Origin of the sequence: uncultured Succinatimonas sp. (assembly GCF_905203285.1) — a bacterium.
Lineage (GTDB): Bacteria > Pseudomonadota > Gammaproteobacteria > Enterobacterales > Succinivibrionaceae > Succinatimonas.
In genome coordinates this window covers 1-17,712 of sequence record NZ_CAJKVK010000041.1, presented here as the reverse complement: position 1 = coordinate 17,712, position 17,712 = coordinate 1, and the positions used below count along the sequence as shown (strand labels likewise).

At 40.8% G+C, this 17,712-nt stretch carries 20 protein-coding genes; 11 read left to right on the top strand and 9 right to left on the bottom strand.

Translation table 11 applies throughout. The features are described 5' to 3' along the window. Positions 1-365 (top strand): transposase (locus QZ019_RS05730; protein WP_295483073.1); only part of this gene is annotated, 365 nt, incomplete at its 5' end. Between the two features lie 50 nt (positions 366-415). Next, complete coding sequence (locus QZ019_RS05725; protein ID WP_366936843.1) at positions 416-718, top strand: Fic family protein; 303 nt, start codon at positions 416-418, stop codon at positions 716-718. Between the two features lie 103 nt (positions 719-821). On the opposite strand, the gene QZ019_RS05720 is transcribed toward QZ019_RS05725, so the two are convergent. The 3 genes from QZ019_RS05720 to rpsU all read right to left on the bottom strand — a co-directional run bounded on the left by QZ019_RS05720 (position 822) and on the right by rpsU (position 3,063). Beyond that, on the bottom strand, positions 822-1,781 hold the full coding sequence (locus QZ019_RS05720; protein ID WP_295483067.1) for an aldo/keto reductase: 960 nt from the start codon (positions 1,779-1,781) through the stop codon (positions 822-824). Then, positions 1,771-2,421: a hypothetical protein gene (locus QZ019_RS05715; protein ID WP_295483063.1), complete on the bottom strand. Its 651-nt coding sequence runs from the start codon at positions 2,419-2,421 to the stop codon at positions 1,771-1,773. Before QZ019_RS05715 ends, QZ019_RS05720 begins: the two co-directional genes overlap by 11 nt. Before the next feature lie 426 nt (positions 2,422-2,847). Then, on the bottom strand, positions 2,848-3,063 hold the full coding sequence (gene rpsU / locus QZ019_RS05710; RefSeq protein ID WP_009142428.1) for a 30S ribosomal protein S21: 216 nt from the start codon (positions 3,061-3,063) through the stop codon (positions 2,848-2,850). Positions 3,064-3,307: 244 nt separating this feature from the next. Here rpsU and tsaD point away from each other — a divergent pair, with 244 nt between their 5' ends. The 4 genes from tsaD to QZ019_RS05690 are packed head-to-tail and all read left to right on the top strand — an operon-like array spanning position 3,308 to position 6,061. After that, positions 3,308-4,321, top strand: a complete 1,014-nt coding sequence (gene tsaD, locus QZ019_RS05705; RefSeq protein WP_295483059.1) for a tRNA (adenosine(37)-N6)-threonylcarbamoyltransferase complex transferase subunit TsaD — start codon at positions 3,308-3,310, stop codon at positions 4,319-4,321. Further along, positions 4,321-4,671 (top strand): dihydroneopterin aldolase, encoded by a 351-nt coding sequence (folB, locus tag QZ019_RS05700; protein WP_295483056.1) that lies wholly within the window; start codon positions 4,321-4,323, stop codon positions 4,669-4,671. The genes tsaD and folB overlap by 1 nt, the downstream gene beginning before the upstream one ends. An 11-nt stretch (positions 4,672-4,682) precedes the next feature. Further along, positions 4,683-5,222, top strand: coding sequence for a 2-amino-4-hydroxy-6-hydroxymethyldihydropteridine diphosphokinase (folK, locus tag QZ019_RS05695; RefSeq protein WP_295483054.1), 540 nt, complete (start codon positions 4,683-4,685; stop codon positions 5,220-5,222). Between the two features lie 2 nt (positions 5,223-5,224). Further along, positions 5,225-6,061 (top strand): undecaprenyl-diphosphate phosphatase, encoded by an 837-nt coding sequence (locus tag QZ019_RS05690; RefSeq protein ID WP_294564636.1) that lies wholly within the window; start codon positions 5,225-5,227, stop codon positions 6,059-6,061. A 36-nt stretch (positions 6,062-6,097) separates the two neighbouring features. Here the strand turns inward: QZ019_RS05690 and QZ019_RS05685 are convergent, their stop codons facing one another. Both QZ019_RS05685 and QZ019_RS05680 read right to left on the bottom strand, forming a co-directional pair. Beyond that, a complete protein-coding gene (locus tag QZ019_RS05685; RefSeq protein ID WP_294564637.1) occupies positions 6,098-7,381 on the bottom strand; it encodes a multifunctional CCA addition/repair protein in 1,284 nt (427 codons plus the stop codon). A gap of 11 nt (positions 7,382-7,392) precedes the next feature. Then, positions 7,393-8,046: a TIGR04211 family SH3 domain-containing protein gene (locus QZ019_RS05680; RefSeq protein WP_295483052.1), complete on the bottom strand. Its 654-nt coding sequence runs from the start codon at positions 8,044-8,046 to the stop codon at positions 7,393-7,395. Positions 8,047-8,396: 350 nt separating this feature from the next. Here QZ019_RS05680 and QZ019_RS05675 point away from each other — a divergent pair, with 350 nt between their 5' ends. From QZ019_RS05675 to QZ019_RS05655, 5 genes are all read left to right on the top strand, one after another. Further along, the gene (locus QZ019_RS05675; protein WP_294564641.1) at positions 8,397-9,476 is read left to right on the top strand and encodes a CYTH domain-containing protein; all 1,080 of its coding nucleotides are present in this window, start codon (positions 8,397-8,399) and stop codon (positions 9,474-9,476) included. 23 nt (positions 9,477-9,499) lie between these two features. Then, positions 9,500-12,448: a bifunctional [glutamate--ammonia ligase]-adenylyl-L-tyrosine phosphorylase/[glutamate--ammonia-ligase] adenylyltransferase gene (gene glnE / locus QZ019_RS05670; RefSeq protein ID WP_295483048.1), complete on the top strand. Its 2,949-nt coding sequence runs from the start codon at positions 9,500-9,502 to the stop codon at positions 12,446-12,448. Between the two features lie 122 nt (positions 12,449-12,570). Beyond that, positions 12,571-13,080 (top strand): adenylate kinase, encoded by a 510-nt coding sequence (locus QZ019_RS05665; RefSeq protein ID WP_294564646.1) that lies wholly within the window; start codon positions 12,571-12,573, stop codon positions 13,078-13,080. Positions 13,081-13,247: 167 nt separating this feature from the next. Beyond that, the gene (locus tag QZ019_RS05660; RefSeq protein WP_295483043.1) at positions 13,248-13,463 is read left to right on the top strand and encodes a type II toxin-antitoxin system RelE/ParE family toxin; all 216 of its coding nucleotides are present in this window, start codon (positions 13,248-13,250) and stop codon (positions 13,461-13,463) included. Further along, positions 13,451-13,753, top strand: a complete 303-nt coding sequence (locus QZ019_RS05655; RefSeq protein ID WP_249083646.1) for an addiction module antidote protein — start codon at positions 13,451-13,453, stop codon at positions 13,751-13,753. Before QZ019_RS05660 ends, QZ019_RS05655 begins: the two co-directional genes overlap by 13 nt. Positions 13,754-13,900: 147 nt before the next feature. On the opposite strand, the gene QZ019_RS05650 is transcribed toward QZ019_RS05655, so the two are convergent. From QZ019_RS05650 to QZ019_RS05635, 4 genes are all read right to left on the bottom strand, one after another. Then, complete coding sequence (locus QZ019_RS05650; RefSeq protein WP_295483038.1) at positions 13,901-14,296, bottom strand: hypothetical protein; 396 nt, start codon at positions 14,294-14,296, stop codon at positions 13,901-13,903. A 6-nt stretch (positions 14,297-14,302) separates the two neighbouring features. Further along, a complete protein-coding gene (gene lpxL / locus QZ019_RS05645) occupies positions 14,303-15,334 on the bottom strand; it encodes an LpxL/LpxP family Kdo(2)-lipid IV(A) lauroyl/palmitoleoyl acyltransferase (RefSeq protein ID WP_295483035.1) in 1,032 nt (343 codons plus the stop codon). Positions 15,335-15,540: 206 nt separating this feature from the next. Further along, on the bottom strand, positions 15,541-16,728 hold the full coding sequence (locus QZ019_RS05640) for an iron-containing alcohol dehydrogenase (protein WP_294564656.1): 1,188 nt from the start codon (positions 16,726-16,728) through the stop codon (positions 15,541-15,543). Positions 16,729-16,757: 29 nt separating this feature from the next. Continuing rightward, the coding region (locus tag QZ019_RS05635) for a TRAP transporter large permease (RefSeq protein WP_295483031.1) at positions 16,758-17,712 on the bottom strand (955 nt) is incomplete at its 5' end.

The window sequence follows — 17,712 nt, the reverse complement described above, 5'->3', positions numbered from 1 at the left end:
ATCCCGGCACTAAGGTTAAAGCCAAGTCGGGATTGAACCGCTCTATTTTAAATGATGCATGGCATAAATTTTTCACATACCTTGAATATAAGCTCAAACTTAAGGGTGGAATACTGATTAAAGTAAACCCCCAATACACGAGTCAAACCTGCATAAAATGCGGACATATAAGTAAAGATAACCGCACAGAGCAGGCGCTATTCAAGTGTATAAAGTGCGGGTATGAGGCCAATGCCGACCACAATGCCGCACAAAACATCTTAAGAAGGGCAGGACTTGCCCGGATAGCCTGTCAAGCGAATCTCGTTGGAGGTCGGCAGCAGGAACCCTCTGAAGCTTACAATAGTAGCAATATTGTTGTTTAGCAGTAGGAATCACTGGCCTTTAGACCGGTGAGGACGTCAATTTGGACTATGTGTGCATTCATCCTTTCAATGATGGCAACGGAAGAACAAGTAGGTTGCTTACGTCTCTTTTGCTTTATAGGATTGATTGTTTTGTCGGTAAATATATAAGTCTTGAGAAATTGATTGAAGAAAATAAAGAAGGTTATTACGAGGCTCTTCAGCAAAGCTCTGACAAATGGCGTGAAGATCAGCATACTTATGTGCCTTTTGTAGAATATTTTTTGAAAATTATATTGACCGCTTATAGAAAATATTTTTCTTTGCTTAATTTAAAGAAATCGTCAGTTGTGACTGACGATATATCTAATTGATTTTTAAGATAAAAGAAAACGTCAGTCATGACTGACGTTTTGAAATGATATGAAATAGAAAGTTAAATTTAGGCTTTTTGTTCCTCTCTTTTAATGAGAAAAGTTAAATTGCACCCATCACTTTATGCGGCAGATAATGCGCTTCAATGGCTTTAATATCTTCATCGGTAAGCGAAATATCCATAGCTTTAACCGCGTCATCATATTGGCTTATCTTGGTACTGCCGATAATAGGAGCGGTTACTCCTTTGGCATAATGCCAGGCAAGAGCTATTTGCGCCATGCTTACATCATACTTTTGAGCAATTTCATAAACCGATTTGGCAATAAGTTTATCTGCATCTTCCGTGCCGTCATATTTTGCTTTGGCTACTTTGTCGCTTTGTGAGCGTAGGCTTGAGCTTTCCCAATCAGGACGGGCGACACGGCCTGCTGCAAGAGGACTATATGGGGTAAGGGAGACATTCATTTGTTTGCAGATAGGAATAAGTTCGCGCTCATCTTCACGATAAAGCAGGTTGTAGTGATTCTGCATGGATGAGAAGGAAGTTAATCCGTTGTCGCGGGCACAAAGCTGCATGTTATAGAATTGATAGCCATACATGGCAGAAGCACCCAGTGCTCTGACTTTTCCGGCTTTTACCAGCGAATCCAAAGCGGACATGGTTTCTTCAATCGGTGTTGTTTTGTCAAAACGGTGGATGATGTAGAGATCAAGATAATCCATGTTAAGACGTTTTAAAGTTCCGTTAATTTCACGCTCAATTGCTTCTTTGCTAAGATGCCCTTCGTTAAAGTACACTTTTGATGCTACTACGACTTTGTCTCGGGGAACGGAGGCAAGAGCTTTGCCTAAAAATTCTTCTGAAGTTCCGTGAGCATAGCAGTTGGCGGTATCAAAGAAGTTGATGCCAAGATCGAGAGCATGATCGATAATGCGCTTGCTTTCATCATAGGGTAAAGTCCACAGATGAAAATCTTCAAAGCGTTCGCCAAAGCTCATGCAGCCGACGCATAAAGCTGAAATCTTAATGTCCGTTGATCCTAAATTTTTATATATCATTTTGCTGTTTCCTTATTCTTTTAATATCAAGCGTTAAAAGTAATCTGTAAATGTTGTAGCTTAAAAGCGCAAAGAAAATGCCGATGCTGAAATTATCTACTATATAAAGCCATACCGATCTTTTATCATCAAAAAATGAAAAGCTTTGATTAAATGTTATTTTGTCAAAAAATTCATAAGAGAAGATAAGCGGTAAAGCGTTTGCAGCAATAAAGTAAAGCGCGCAAATAATCGCAAGTTTAGCTTTTTTACCTAAAGCATCGCTTATAAGCGCAAAGAAACGATCAAAATAAAAACCGGCATGCATAAAAGCAAATATTAAAAAGAGGAAAACCGATCCGGCATGCAGTTGGTGGTAAATACGACCCGATCCTAGATCAATAGCGGAAAACAGATAATGCGATATGCCGATGCCGCTAATGATCACGATGCAAAAGCTTACGGCTGTCAGCAAGATAAGTAAGTTTTTATAAAAAGAGGTGAAGCTTTTAGGCTGCTTATAGTGAAAGTAATCACGAAAGATATAAATGTGAAAAAGAACGACGCAAAACAGCACGGTTCCTACTATTTCATGCAGCAGCAGCGGAAATGCGCGCGGAACAAAAAGTACTGCTATGGAACTTAATAGCAGTACGTACATGATATTTTTGATAAGAAATGAATTAAAAGCTTTCATTGTATAGAGCTTAATCAAAATCTTAAATCTTTCGACTCATTAATTTGCAATGCTTAAAGATTTATCCAAATAAATCGTAGATCGATTTACTTAGAAATCCGTTAGTTTTAATAGTTTTTTACTTAAAATTTAATAGAAAGAATGCAGAAAGAAAAATACTATTTTTATATAAAAAGATATGCTTTTAGAGTATTAAGACAATATTAATATTTCTTAGGAAAAAGACCTAAGCGGAGGGCAATAGATACTGTTTTGAGCCTTTAAAAAAGTAAAGGCCGACATAAAGTCGACCTTTAAATACACAATCTAGAGACCGTTAAAAAAGCAAATGCTTTTTAACAAAACTAGACTAAACAAGCAGTCATGTCTTATTAAGACACAAGTGCGTGATTAGTAAAGCCTTGTACGGCGCGCATTTTCGCGGGCCATCTTCTTGGCGTGGCGCTTGATTGCAGAAGCTTTAGCGCGCTTACGCACGGTAGTAGGCTTCTCGTAGAATTCGCGGGCTCTTACGTCGGCCAAAATACCGGCTTTTTCGCAGGAGCGCTTGAAACGTCTCAAGGCAACGTCGAACGGCTCGTTTTCACGTACTTTAATGACTGGCATGTGGAAAACCACCTCACTTATAAAATGACGAAGCCGGGCTATAAACAAACTCCGGCTGGTTATAAACGTGCGAATTATACAAAGAAAAGGTTATAAAGTAAACAAGTAAAAAAACACATCATTGAAATTTAGAAAACTCAGACAGAAAAAGTCATGAAAGCAAGTAATCTTTTTAACTGAAACCGCTCTGATTTTGCTAAAATTATCAATCGGGTTTGATTTTTTCACATGAAGATAAAAGTGCATGCGTATTTTAGGAATTGAAAGCTCTTGTGATGAGACAGGCGTGGCCGTTTTTGATGATGAAAAAGGTCTAGTAGGTCATGTCCTGCATACTCAGATTGCCATGCATGCCGAATACGGCGGAGTGGTTCCGGAGCTTGCTAGCCGCGATCACATAAAAAGAGTCGTTCCTTTAGTAAGAGAAGTTTTAGCGCAATCTGAAACTTCCATGCATGATCTTTGCGCAGTCGCTTATACGGCAGGACCCGGATTAATCGGAGCGTTATTGGTAGGCGCCACGGAAGCAAGAGCGCTTGCTTATGCTTTAAATATTCCCGCAGTTCCCGTGCATCACATGGAAGGTCATTTGCTTGCTCCGATGCTTGAAGATCCTGCCCCGACTTTTCCTTTTGTCGCGTTGCTTATTTCAGGCGGGCATACAATGCTCATCAAAGTTGAAAAACCCGGTTCTTATGAGCTTTTAGGTCAATCGGTTGATGATGCGGCAGGAGAGGCTTTTGATAAAACGGCAAAGCTTTTAGGTATTCCTTACCCGGGCGGTCCAGGTCTTGAGAAGCTGGCGCAAAAGGGCAATAGCAAAGCTTATCATTTTCCCAGACCGATGCTTGACAGACCTAATTGCGACTTCAGTTTTGCCGGACTTAAAACTGCGGTATTAAATGCGGTGCATGCAAGTACTGATTTAGAAAAGCAGAAAGGAGATATTGCTCGCTGCTTTACCGATGCTGTTGCCGATACTTTACGACATAAATGTGAAAGAGCCCTGAATATTACCGGACTTAATACTTTAGTCGTGGCAGGCGGCGTCAGCGCCAATACCGCCATTCGCAGCTGTTTATCCGAATTAATGGAAAATCGCGGCGGAAAAGCTTTCTTTGCTCGCCGCGAATTTTGTACCGATAACGGAGCGATGATAGCTCTTGCAGGAATGATGCGTTTTAAAGCAGGACAAATCGGTACTTTAGGGGTTGACGTTTTTCCGCGTTGGCCGCTGGATTCTTTAAAGGCTTTGTGATGGATAAGATTTTTATAAACGGCCTTAAAGTTTCCTGCATTATCGGAATTTTGCCTGATGAGCGTGTCCATGAGCAGCCGCTTATTATGGATGTTTGTATGGAGCATTCGCTAAAACAGGCAGGTGAAAAAGGCGATCTTAATTTGAGCATTAATTATGCTATGGTTGCTTCTTTTTGCATGAATTTTGCAAAAGAGCGTAAAGCTTTTTTGCTTGAGGAGCTTGCTGAAGAACTTTGTGCAGAAATTTTGCAGAAGTTTAATCCTTCTTCAGTAACTTTAAGATTATCAAAGCCTGAAGCCGTTAAAGAAGCTTTAGGCGTAGGTATAGAGATTACCAGATGTAAATAGAGGAAGATAAGATGACTACTAAAGTTTACTTGGGTGTAGGTTCAAATTTAAATCGTGATAACGCTTTACGTTTTGCCAAAAAAGAGCTTTCAGCCTTATTTTCAAACGTTAAGTGTTCCTCCGTCTGGGAAAGCCGTCCGGTTCGCGAGGCAGAGCCTGATTACTATAATATCGTGATTGGCGGAGATTGCGATTTATCTCTTGATGATTTGGTCGCCAAGATCACCGAAATTGAGCTTTCTGCCGGTAAAGAGATGATGTTTAATAACGGCACTAATTTCGGCATCAAGCGTCGCCTCGATGTTGACGTATTGGTTTACGGTGATGTTGTAACCACTGAACCGTGCAAGCTGCCGCGTCATGATATTCAGGATTATCCGTTTGTTTTGTGCCCGTTATGCGAGATTGATCCTGATCTTGTTCACCCGCTTTTAAAAGTTCGTGTTGCTGAATTGTGGCAGGAAATGGAGCCTCGTCTGCCTGAAAAGATGAAGGTAAAAAAAGTTGATTTTAACTGGGAAGAGCCGGCACCTTCCTGGACTAAGGAATAATCGTGACCTTAACTCAAATTTTTGTTTTAGCCTTTCTTCAAGGCATTACTGAGTTTTTACCGGTTTCGTCAAGCGCACATCTTATTTTCCCAAGTCAAATTTTAGGCTGGCCCGATCAGGGCCTAGCCTTTGACGTGGCTGTGCATATCGGAACGTTGCTTGCCGTAATTATTTATTATTTTTCGGATTTGGTAAAAATTTCTTATGCCATGATCCGTTCTTTGATTGAACGGAAAAACACTCCTGAAAGCAGAATCGGTTGGTTTATAGTAATTGCAACCATTCCTGCAGGATTATGCGGTTTCCTCTTTGAATCTCATATTTCATCGGTTGCCCGTTCCATTCATATCATTGCGTATACGACGATAGGATTCGGTTTGCTGTTAGGTCTTGCGTCTTACGTTAATCGCAAGTTCTGCTGGAACAATGTGGTTAACATGGATGAGCGTTCGGATTCGTTAAGAAAGATGACGCTTACCCAGACTATTATCATCGGATTGGTTCAGGCGTTGGCCTTGATTCCGGGAACATCCCGATCCGGCGTTACCCTTACTGCAGGATTGTTTTTAGGCATGCGCCCTGAAGCGGCGGCACGTTTTAGTTTCCTTTTGTCTATTCCGATCATTTTGGCTTCAGGTCTGCTTGAAGGAATTAAGATCGTTCAATATCCGGAATTAAATGCAGCCCCGCTTGAGATATTCGTCGGCGTGTTCATTTCTTTTATAACGGCACTTATCGTTATTCATTGCTTCCTGAAGTTCATTTCAAAGTCAGGAATGGCGATTTTTGTTATTTATCGTCTGCTGTTGGGCGCTTTGCTGTTATATATCATCCATTAATGATTAAGGCGGAATTTTCCGCCTTAAGCTACTAAATTAATCCTTAAATTCTGAAATCGGCGGCATTTCATTCAGACTGTCGTCAATTTCTCCTTGGGGCAGCATTTTCATAAAGTCTTTAACTAATTCCACTCGTTTTTCATGCATTTTGCTTCCTATGTCCTTACCGGTGTATCCTAGCGAGATAAACTCACCTGCTTTAACGGAAAGACAAAGGCTGAAAATGGCCAGGAAGTAATCGGCGCGCGGAAAAGGACGGTTTTCAAAACCTTTTCTTCCCAAGAAGTCGCATTTGCAGCATTGTACGAAAGGTTTTATACGCTGAGGTCTGCGCCAGGCATCAAGTTTATCAAGCAAATTAACTATGCCTTCAGCCCCGTTGCGGTACAGATGATGCATATATGAGTGATGAAATACCACGATATATGCAAGCTCTTCATAGTCTTTGGGAACTTTAAGCCTTTTGCATAATTGTTTTAAAGGCTCTACTCCTAAAGCACAGTGATTGCGATGATGCGGCCATTCATTTTTAGGGGTTAAAGCTTTGCCTAAATCGTGGCAGAGCATGGCAAAACGGGTTTTAGGATCGGAAGTCTCAAGACTTATGCGCCTTAGGGTCATAAGCGTGTGAATTCCGGAATCAATTTCAGGATGCCAGCGTTTGGGACCCGGGACTCCGAAAAGAGCATCCACTTCGGGGAATATAACTTTTAAAGCGCCTACTTTCTTTAAAATAATGAAAAAGATGTGGGGATCGGAGGTGTTAAGCGCTTTTTGGGTTTCTATCCATACCCGCTCGGGAGTAAGGCTTGATAACTCGCCGGATTGAGTCATCTCCTGCATGAGTAAAAGAGTCTCATCGGCAACATAGAAGCCTAAATAATGAAGTTTAGCGGCAAAACGCGCGACACGCAGTACTCTTAGGGGATCTTCTTTAAAAGAAGGTGAAATATGACGTAAAACCCGATTATTTAAATCGATTAAACCGCCGTAAGGATCAATAATTTGTCCGCTCTTGTCCATCGCCATGGCGTTGATGGTTAAATCGCGGCGCAGCAAATCTTCTTCAAGCGTTACGTCTTTGCCGAACGAGCATATAAAGCCGGTATAGCCGTGACCTTGTTTCTTTTCAGTGCGTGCAAGAGCATATTCTTCTCCGGTTTTAGGATGGATGAAAACCGGAAAATCGTTTCCTACTTGGGTGAAGCCCAAAGAGAGCATTTCTTGCGGTGTAGATCCTACAACTACATGATCGCGATCAGCTCCTTCTATTTTCAGCAGTTGATCGCGGACAGCTCCGCCGACTAAATACTCTTGCATCAAGATCCTTTTTAATAGCGATCACGTCTGCGCTTTAAACGCGGACGGGGAATAAAAATGAAAATCGCGCCTAAAATAGCGCCGCCTAATGCGATCATAGCACCTTGCATCCACCAGCGCATCTGCATATCCAAATCTTTGGTTTCAAGACTTTCGGCGTAGCTGCGGCGCTGTTCATCAAGCTGTTGAATCGTAGCGTCTTTTTGCAAAATAGCTTCTTTCATGCCGGCATTTTCTTTTTCAAGGCGCTCAAGTCTTTTTTTTGCAGCTTGATAATTGCGTGAAAGTTCGGTGTCATAATTTTCAAGCTTATAAGTAAGGTCGTTTACCTGTTTTTGCAGATCTTCCGTGTAAGTATAGCCGCAAGGCTCTACCTGCAGGGTGTCGGATTGCATCCAGAATTCCTTTCCGTCTTCACTTCTAACTTTGTAAAACTTGCCGCGCTCTTCAAGGAAGGTGAGTTTATCGCCGATACGTACCGAGCCGTTGATGCGATAGCGGGAGCTGGGGCCGCTTCTGGTCCAGATACGATTATGATCGGATACGTAAATCGTCTCTCCCTGAGTGGGCACTTGTGCGGCATTATCGGACTCTGCGGCAAAGGCAGAATTTAAAAAACATAGTAAGGCAAAGATAAATGTAAAAGCGGTTTTTGATTTAAACACGGTAATTCCTTTTTATTTATATCCCCTTTAGTCAGGAGAGATTTGCGCATAATACAAAATTATCGGTTTTGTATTGCAGTGTTATAGACACCGGCATATTGAGCTGTCAAACCTGGGAGCTTTATGTCCTAATCGATTTTCGATATTAACAATGCCCGATCTTACTGCTGCGCTTTAAGTTACGTAACATATTTGATAATCATATCATTTTTTGTCATTTTCCCAAGATTTTTAATGAGTAAAAAGGCTGTATTTTCATGCACTTTACAAGAATTTAACATTTTTTAAAGTGCGTAAGGATTATCGGTTTGCTATCATGACAAAAGAATATGTTTTTTAAGGACGATTATATGAACTGTCAGGAAATAGAACTTAAGTTCGGAGTTATCGGAGTTTGTACTAATTTAAGAAAAATTCTGCAGAGCATCGGAAAGGTAGAAAATGAGCATGTCGATAATCTGACCAACATCTATTTTGATACCAATAAACGCGACTTTTATGAGATGCAGGCAGGACTTCGCATCCGTAAAGCCAATGACTATACCGAACAGACTTTAAAGATTCGCGGTTCTAATATTGCAGGCGTACATGTACGAAATGAATATAACGTTCGCATTGATGAAAACGCTAAAAAACCTGATTTGTCTTTATTTCCGCTTGACGCTTTCCCGGATGGCACTGATTTGGCGCAGCTGCAGAAAAAACTGCGTAAAGATTGCGAGCTTGATTTTACCCGCCATAGCTATGATTTCAGGTTCGGTGAAGCTTTGTTTGAGGTAAGTTATGATCGCGGCGGGATCTTATATGAAGGCGGTAAATATCCGATTAATGAACTTGAAGTTGAATTAAAAGAAGCTTCTTTGTCAGAAGAAGAGCTGCTTGATGCTTTTTTAAATCTGGTAAAGGCTTTGGATGAAAAAGGCATAGCTTTAACTTTAGAACCTTTTTCAAAAATGCATAAAGCCGCGGTTTTGCTGCGCAATGAGCGCAATCAGATAAGGTTGCCTGACTCCGGTCCTCATAACGTAAGTGAATTCCTTATCGGACTTATCATTATGTTTGAAAAGATGATAGGTCTTTTGATGGTAAAGCAAAATCCTGCGGTTTTAGGCTATATAAGCTATACCTTAAAAGCAATTAATAAGGCTTTAAAGGAATTAAAGCGTGAGCTTAAAATGGCATTCCCTTCAGAGCAGATAAAGCCTTTATTAAAAGAAATAAAAGACTTGCGTGCCATCTTAATGCATATGTATAAATATATGCATGCGCTTGAAGGCGAGTTTTTAAACGTGGCTTTTGCCATAGATGAACATGAAATTGCGTCTACGGTCGAAGTTTTACGCGCTAAAATCGGTAAAACTAAACTTTATATGCTGCCTTTGCGCATCAGAGTTTTGCTAAATAAGATAGCGGCCGCCTACGAAAAATAATTGAGCGGCGCTAAGGAAGGATAATGCCGTACTCAATTGTCCCGAATAAAAACAATCTTCCCGATTTGCCGGAGGTTTTGCAAAAAGAAGCCTCCATTTATACCGAGCGTCTTAAGAATCGCCTTGACGCTCAGGATTTTGCCAAATTATGTGAGCAAAAGGACTTAAATTATGTCCTCGGCATGTCGGATTTTATAGCTAAAACTTTAATTCAATTCCCCAAACAGTGTCTTGAACTTATAGAAAAAGGGGCAATTGAAAGCGATACTTTTTCTTTAAACCGAGAAGACGCCGTTAAGGCGGTTATTGTTTCCGGAATTTCCGATATTGAGCTTAAAAAGCGTTTGCGCATCCTGCGCCGCAGCTCAATGGTTCCGATTGCCTGGCGTGACTTGACTGGACGGGCCGACATTGAGGAAATTTTCACCTCTTTATCCAATCTTGCAGAAGCTATCGTTTTGCAGACCGTTAGAGTCGTGAGAGCGTCATTATCAAATGTTTTCGGCAACGCTTTTGATAAAGACGGCAAAGAGATGCCGCTTTTGGTTTTCGGAATGGGAAAACTGGGTGGCGGGGAGCTTAATTTTTCTTCTGATTTGGATTTGATCTTTTCTTATCCTTACGACGGTCAGACCATAGGCGGCAGCCGCGTTATTTCCCATCAGGAATTTTTTGCCAAAATCGTTCAGCGTGTTTCTAATCTATTATCCGATACCACGGTTGACGGTTTTTGCTATCGCGTCGATTTGCGTTTACGTCCCTTTGGCGATGCCGGTCCTTTAGTGCATAGCTTTGATGCTCTTTCAGTTTACTATGAGACGCAGGGACGCACCTGGGAGCGCTATGCTCTGGTTAAAGCCAAGCTTTTGGGCACTAAAGACGATTGGGGCGATTATGGCAGTGAGCTTATAGAAATGCTCCGTCCTTTTGTGTATCGCCGTTATCTTGATTTTGGCGCTATAGAATCATTGCGTAAGCTTAAGCATATGATTGAAGCTGAAGTAAGACGGCGTAATTTAAACGGCAATTTTAAATTAGGATCAGGCGGTATACGCGAAGTTGAATTTATCGCTCAAGTCTTTGAATTAATGCGCGGCGGACGCATCCCTGAATTGTCCGAGCGTTCTTTGCGCGTTACTTTAAGAAAGCTTGATAAGCTGCAGCTTCTGCCCAGCGATGTTTGCAAGCGGCTTGATGAGAATTATATTTATCTAAGACGCCTTGAGAATGTTATTCAGGAATTTTCCGATCAGCAAACTCAATGTTTGCCGCAGAACCCGCGCGATGAAGAACGGGCTCGTCTTGCCATGAATAAGGCAAGTTTTGCCGAACTTAAAGAAGAGCTGCAAGCTGTCATGGACGAAGTCCATGAAGAGTTTTGCAAGGTTATCCGTGACGAGCCTGATTCGGATAATTCAGCAGATCGCGACAGTGCGGAGCTGTGGGAGTCAAATTTATCTCTTGAAGAGATGGCGGAAGTCCTTGAACCATTGATGAAAGATTCTTCAAAGGCTCTTGATTACGCTAAAGCGGTTGATGAGTTAAGAAGACTGCTTGCAAGACAGCCGATGGGACCTGTTGGACGCCAGACTTTGGTTCATTTGATGCCTTTTTTGATTAAGGAAATTGCAGCAGACGATGATCCGCCGTCTTTATTTAAAAAAATCGGACTTTTAATCGAAAAGGTGGCATTGCGTACTACTTATCTGCAGCTTTTAAGTGAAAATCATCAGGCCTGCTTAAGGCTTATCGGTTTATTGAAAGATAACGCTTTTGCCGGATCTCTTATTTCCGCACATCCTATTTTGCTTGATGAATTAATTGCTCCGCATTATTTGAACGCTCCGCCAAAGCCCGATGAATATATGGCTATGCTGCGTGAGAAATTACTGCGTATCGATCCTGATGATTTAGAAGATCAGATGGAAGAGCTGCGCTTGTTTAAAAAAATAATGGTGCTGCGCATTGCCATGTCCGACAGAGCGGAAAGTCTGCCGTTAATGAAAATAAGCGATTCTTTAACTTGGCTTGCCGAAGCTTTGATTCGTGAAATTTCAATTCTTGCGTGGAATCAGACGGTCAAGCGTTTCGGAGCGCCTCCTGGAAGAAGCGCGGCCGATCCGGGGTTTGCCATTATCGGTTACGGAAAATTAGGCGGAATCGAACTTGGCTATAAATCCGATTTGGATATGGTGTTCATTCGCGACATTGATGACTCCATGACGGAAGGAGAGCATAGCGTACCGTGCGCCATGTTCTATCAGCGTTTGGTGCAAAGGCTTTTGCATTTATCTACAACGCGCATGTCAGGCGGTGTTCTTTATGATTTGGATATGCGTCTGCGTCCTGACGGAGATTCGGGAATGCTCGTTACCGATACTGCCGCATTTGAAGCATATCAGGAAAAGCGCGCCTGGACATGGGAGCATCAGGCTTTGGTAAGAGCAAGGCCGATAGCCGGATCGCACAAAGTCATGGAGCGCTTTGAAGAAATCAGAAGCAAAGTGCTGCGTATGCCGCGAGATGATGAAAAGTTAAAGCAAGACGTTTTTGCCATGCGCTGCAAGATGCGCGATCATCTTGATCGCAGCGGCAAGACGCTTTTTGATTTAAAGCAAGGGCGCGGCGGTATGGTTGATATTGAATTTATCGCCCAATATCTTTTGCTTCGTGAAGCCCCCAAACACTCCGATATGGTTTTATGGTCGGACAACGTACGTATTTTGGATGAATGCTCACGCCTTAATATTTTGTCAAAAGAGGATGTCACGACCTTAAAAGACGCGTATATCGCAATTCGCGGCTATTATCATCGGGTTTCTTTAGCTGATTTGCCGCGCATTGTGGCAATTGAGGATAAACCTAAAGAATGCGCTGACGTTGAAAGAATTTGGCGTAAGCTTTTTGCTAAAGAGGAAGAGAATTTAAGTGCCGGTATCAAGATTGATATTAAGCATCAAATCTTAAAGTAGACATTAGACGTAAAAAGCAAATAAAAAAGCGCGGCTGACTTGCCGAAAAAGAGTTCGCTGCGCTTTTTGGGCGGATTGGCAAAGCCTGTTTAAAGTTTCACAAAAGAAAGATTTTGTAATTCATGATCATTTTAATTGCGGGTGACACTCATACCGGTAAAACCTTGTTGGCGCAAAGACTGCTGGAAAAGTACAAATATCCCTACCTGTCAATAGACCATTTGAAAATGGGGCTTATTAAAAGCGGAAAATGCAGTTTTACTGCCGAAAGTCCCGATGCGGAAATTACGCAATATGTGTGGCCGATTGTTAGGGGAATGATTACAACTTGTATTGAAAACTCACAAAACTTGATTGTGGAGGGATGCTATATCCCGTTTGCTTGGGAACAAGATTTTTCTGCTGAAGAACTGCAGCAAATTAAGTATGTCTGCTTGATATTCTCTAGAAAATATGTAGAAACTCATTTTGAGGATATTGTTAGATTTGAGAATGTCATAGAAAAACGTTTGTTTTCCGACATCAATTTAAAGGAGATGTTAAAAGTAAATGACTATAACTTGGAGCAATGCATCTCCCGAAATTATAACTACATTTTGATTGATGATGCTTATCACATTGACTGTGTATAAGGATGTAAAAGTACAAGTGAATCTCGAATTTTTTGAAAATTTGTAATTTATAGATTACAATAATATATTATGAAATACATCATTGAAAAACCAATCTTTTTAAAAATTGGTTGCAGTCTCTTAGAGATAGACAAAGCCAATATCGCATTATGTAACGAATTTTACGCATGGAGGATGGAAATTTAGGAGACATAAAACATATAGATAATGATTTGTATGAAGCCAGATGTTTCTTCGGTCCAGGCTACCGTTTGTATTTTACGTTTAAAGGAGAAGTGATTTTATTGCTATTGATAGGAGGAGATAAATCCACTCAAAGAGATGATATAAATAAAGCGCGAGAAATTTTGTCATCTAAGGAGATTTCATTATGGAAAAAATAACTATAAGTAAATTTGACCCTTTAGACTTCCTAAAGAACGAACACGATTATAACGACGCTTTACGTGCTGCATTTGAAGAAGATCCCGGAGACGGTTCTTTAATAGCTAAAACTATAGGGTTAATTGCTAAAGCGAAGGGAATGAGTAAAGTCTCTAATGAAACAGGTTTAGCTAGAGAAAGCCTTTATAAGGCTCTTTCAGGAGAAGGCAATCCTGAGTTTCGTACTATCTGCAAAGTTTTTAAGGCTCTGGGCTTCAATTTAACATTTACGCAAGCGACGCATACTTAAGTTTATCGAAACATATGTCTTTTGTTTCTAATTAGCTTGCTACATTGCCGGCTCTATAAAAATAACAAGGCATGCAATACTATCAGTGATAGCTAACATGTAAAAGGCAGAACGATCCCGCCTTTAAAGTTTTTTGTCTTAATCTTGTCAGTTTGGTTTTTGCAGTGTAGGGCGCGGAGCTCCCGGAATGCGCGGGCCTTCATACATTTTAGGTCCTATGCCTTCAGGACAAATGTAGGCGCGGCCTGAAAGTGCGACGCCGACGTCGGGTGAAAAATATAAGCCTATGGGGGCTGCATAAGCATGGGTTTCCACTACGTGGGTCGCACCTAATTTAGCAGCCTGAAGCTTTAAATCAAAACGGGCATTATTGACTGTTGCGCGCGGAGTAGTGTCAACATCGGCAATAAATTCACATCCTTGAACTTCTTGAGGCAGAGCGGTAACAATTTTATAAGCTATATTGCGCTCAAAATCACTTACGCATCCTGAGAGAAGAAAAGCTCCGGCAGTGCTTATAAGCAAAAAAGTCTTTTTCATCATTTTTTATTACTTAATCTCCGGATAGCGGGACGGCTCACCGTCAGGCACGGTTTTAAAGCGTCGATGCAGCCACAGATATTGCTCAGGAGCAATTTTAATCATATTTTCGATTACTTTGTTGCAGCGTGCGGTATCGGCAACTTCATCGTCCGTAGGGAAATTGTCAAGGGGAGCCGATACGTAAAGGCGGTAACCGTCTTTTACGCGAATGGTCCAGGAAGGCTGAATCAGCGTGTTTTTAATTTTAGATAAATCGTGAACTCCGGTAACCGTGGCAGCTTTTTCCACAGCAAAAAAAGGCACGAAAATAGAAACTTTACGTCCATAGTCCTGATCGGGTGCGTACCATATAGGAAGGCTTTTCATTAAAGCTCTTATCATGGTGCGCGGATCTGCCCTGTCAACTAAAGCAAGATTTGATTTTAAACGACCTTTAACTTGGGCATACTCCCACACGGGATGATCGGACGGACGATAAACCCCGACTCCCGGTTTGATGGTAAGAGCGTACATTCTTGCCATAAGCTCAAGCGTAACGAAATGGCAGGTTAAAACCAGGATCCTCGCGTCACTTGCGGCAATAGCGCGGGCGCGTTCTAACTCTTCATCATCGATAATGGTATATTTTAAAATCTTTTTGTCAGACCAAAACCAAGCCATTCCGGTTTCAAAAACTGCCATACCTGAGTTTTCAAAGATTTTTTCTGCAAGCTCGGCACGTTCTTTATCAGTCATTTGCGGAAAGGCAAGTTTTAAATTGCAGTCAACGATATAGCGTCTTCCTTTGATGACTCGGGCCATTATTTTACCCAAGGATTTGCCGAGCTTCATTAAAAGAGGATAGGGAATTAATTTGACGCTTATATATAAAGTAAAAACGGCAAGCCATGCACCCCAAAAAGTCGGGTAAAGCATTTTACGGGTAAAAACGGCTTTTTCAGTTAATCCCTTGCCCCAACCTTTATTGCGGTTTACGGTTCTGTGCTGCTTTTGTCTTTTGGAAAAAGAAGTATGTAATGATATTTTTTTCTGTGTCATTTAGCGCCCTATAATTTATTACATTAATTATAGCGTACGAGTCCTTTGATTTAAATTTGTTATTTTTTTAGTAATTGTAAAAAGAATAATTTGAATTTATTGAAAATTCTTATTAGATCCTAATGGACAGCTTGATTATTTTAGGAGTGAATATAAAAAAAGAGAACTATGTAATGCGCATAGTTCTCTTTGAGGATAGGAAAATATTAGCTTTGATATTCTGCGGCTATGTTTAAAATAGCTTCAATATCATGTTTATTTAATACAACAAAATGCCCTTCGGTATGATTTTCATCCCCGATGTTATTTAAAAGTACGGGAATATCTTTCTTTTTAGCTCCCAGTTCTTCGAAGTTAAGCGGTAATTTCGCTTCTTTCCAGAGATTTCTTAAAGCTTTAATACCATTTTTGGCTGTATTTTCAGGTTCACTAAAATCCATAGCACAGCCGAAAACTCTATTGGCAAATTTAGCAAAACGCATGATATCGTGTTTATAAACATAATCCATCCATGCTGGCATCACGACTGCAAGCCCGGCACCATGGGCACAGTCATAAAGAGCCGAAAGTTCATGTTCAATACGATGACTTGCCCAATCTTGTTCTCTATCTACGCCAAGAAGATTGTTATGGGCTAAAGTTGATGCCCACATAATAGCAGCACGAGCTTCATAGTCTTTAGGATTATTCATGACTCGTGGCAACATTTTTACCATAGTTCTTAAGACGCCTTCTGCAAGTTCATCTGTAAGTTCTACATCTTTAGTGTTGGTAAAGTATCTTTCCATTACATGGCACATTATGTCGCAGGCTCCGCAAGCAGTCTGAAAAGGAGGCACTGTTTGTGTAAGCTCAGGGTTTAAAATTGAAAAAGTACAAACATTGCTTTGCAAGTTGCATCCTTTCTTTTTGATGATACCGTTTACTTCTTTTTCAATAACGCAACTGTTTGAGCCTTCAGATCCTGCTGCTGCAATAGTAAGAATACACCCTACAGGAAGCGTTTGTTGAGGAATTTTTCCTCCCATAAAGAAGTCCCAGAAATCTCCTTCATATGGAACTCCCATTGCGATAGCTTTAGCACTGTCAATAACGCTGCCTCCTCCGACAGCGAGAATTAAATCAATACCTTTATTTTTACAAAGTTTTATTCCTTCATAAACCAGATCTGCTCGCGGATTAGGAAGAACTCCGCCTAGACGAGTGCACTCAAGTCCTGATTCAATCAAAATTTGTTCAACTTTGTCTATAAGGCCTGATTTAAGGGCTGATTTTCCACCAAAATGTAACAGAACATGGTGGGCGTTATATTTTTTACAAATATTTCCTACTTCGTTTTCTTGCCCTTTTCCGAAGTAAAAGTCTGTTGGTCTGCAAAAATTGAAATTATTCATTTTTTTTACTCCTACACATTAATCATTATTTACTGAATCATTCCCGCCATACGCGGTATGGTTAATGATAGTTCAGGGATGAATGTGACTAAGACCAATGCGCTGATGATAGCGATAAAGAAAGGAATGAGCTTCTTTGTAACCGTCTCGATTGATTGTCCGCTGATACTGCAACCGACAAACAAAGCTGCGCCAACAGGAGGTGTGGTGATTCCTACACAGAGGTTAAACATAATCATAATACCGAAATGTATAGGATCCATGCCGATTTGTACTGCAATAGGAAGGAAAATAGGAGTAAAAATTAACAGAGCAGGAGTCAAATCCATGAACATACCTACAATAAGTAATATTACATTCATGATAAGTAAAATAATGACAGGGCTCTGAGTTACTCCCAAAATGCTTTCTGAAATAATCTTAGGCAGCTGAGTATATGCAAGTACATAAGACATGATAGTCGAGGCGCCTATTAGGAAAAGGACTAAACAGCTAACCTCAATTGTGTCTTTAGCGATTTCTCTTAATACTTTGATATTAATTTGTTTATAAATACAAGCAAGAATGAAAGCATAGACAACAGCAGTACAAGCTGCTTCAGTTGCTGTGTAAAGTCCACCGATAATACCGCCGATGATTACAATAATTAATGCAAGACTGGGAAGTGCCTGGAAAATAACAATTAGCGCTTCTTTAAAAGTAAATTTTACTATTCCGCCTTTGCCTGCCCACTCAGGATGAAGCTTAAAGTAAATTGCAGCAACGAGCATTGATGCAAGTCCCATTAAGATACCTGGAATATAGCCTGCAAGGAATAAAGCACCAATTGATGTTCCACCGCTTACTACTGAATAAACAATCATTCCGTTTGAAGGCGGAATAATTTGACCGGTAGGCCCTGAAGCAATATTTGCTGCAGTAAAAAATGATATATCCATACCGTTTGCTTTAGCTTCAGGAAGCAATGTTTTTCCAACGGCAGCT

Excerpts from the sequence above, each read along its gene's own strand:
- QZ019_RS05650 (WP_295483038.1), bottom strand. The coding sequence starts at position 14,296 with ATGATGAAAAAGACTTTTTTGCTTATAAGCACTGCCGGAGCTTTTCTT.
- QZ019_RS05675 (WP_294564641.1), top strand. The coding sequence starts at position 8,397 with ATGAACTGTCAGGAAATAGAACTTAAGTTCGGAGTTATCGGAGTTTGT.
- folB (WP_295483056.1), top strand. The coding sequence starts at position 4,321 with ATGGATAAGATTTTTATAAACGGCCTTAAAGTTTCCTGCATTATCGGA.
- QZ019_RS05720 (WP_295483067.1), bottom strand. The coding sequence starts at position 1,781 with ATGATATATAAAAATTTAGGATCAACGGACATTAAGATTTCAGCTTTA.
- lpxL (WP_295483035.1), bottom strand. The coding sequence starts at position 15,334 with ATGACACAGAAAAAAATATCATTACATACTTCTTTTTCCAAAAGACAA.
- QZ019_RS05685 (WP_294564637.1), bottom strand. The coding sequence starts at position 7,381 with ATGCAAGAGTATTTAGTCGGCGGAGCTGTCCGCGATCAACTGCTGAAA.
- QZ019_RS05715 (WP_295483063.1), bottom strand. The coding sequence starts at position 2,421 with ATGTACGTACTGCTATTAAGTTCCATAGCAGTACTTTTTGTTCCGCGC.
- QZ019_RS05665 (WP_294564646.1), top strand. The coding sequence starts at position 12,571 with ATGATCATTTTAATTGCGGGTGACACTCATACCGGTAAAACCTTGTTG.
- QZ019_RS05660 (WP_295483043.1), top strand. The coding sequence starts at position 13,248 with ATGGAGGATGGAAATTTAGGAGACATAAAACATATAGATAATGATTTG.
- QZ019_RS05655 (WP_249083646.1), top strand. The coding sequence starts at position 13,451 with ATGGAAAAAATAACTATAAGTAAATTTGACCCTTTAGACTTCCTAAAG.
- folK (WP_295483054.1), top strand. The coding sequence starts at position 4,683 with ATGACTACTAAAGTTTACTTGGGTGTAGGTTCAAATTTAAATCGTGAT.
- glnE (WP_295483048.1), top strand. The coding sequence starts at position 9,500 with ATGCCGTACTCAATTGTCCCGAATAAAAACAATCTTCCCGATTTGCCG.
- rpsU (WP_009142428.1), bottom strand. The coding sequence starts at position 3,063 with ATGCCAGTCATTAAAGTACGTGAAAACGAGCCGTTCGACGTTGCCTTG.
- QZ019_RS05640 (WP_294564656.1), bottom strand. The coding sequence starts at position 16,728 with ATGAATAATTTCAATTTTTGCAGACCAACAGACTTTTACTTCGGAAAA.
- tsaD (WP_295483059.1), top strand. The coding sequence starts at position 3,308 with ATGCGTATTTTAGGAATTGAAAGCTCTTGTGATGAGACAGGCGTGGCC.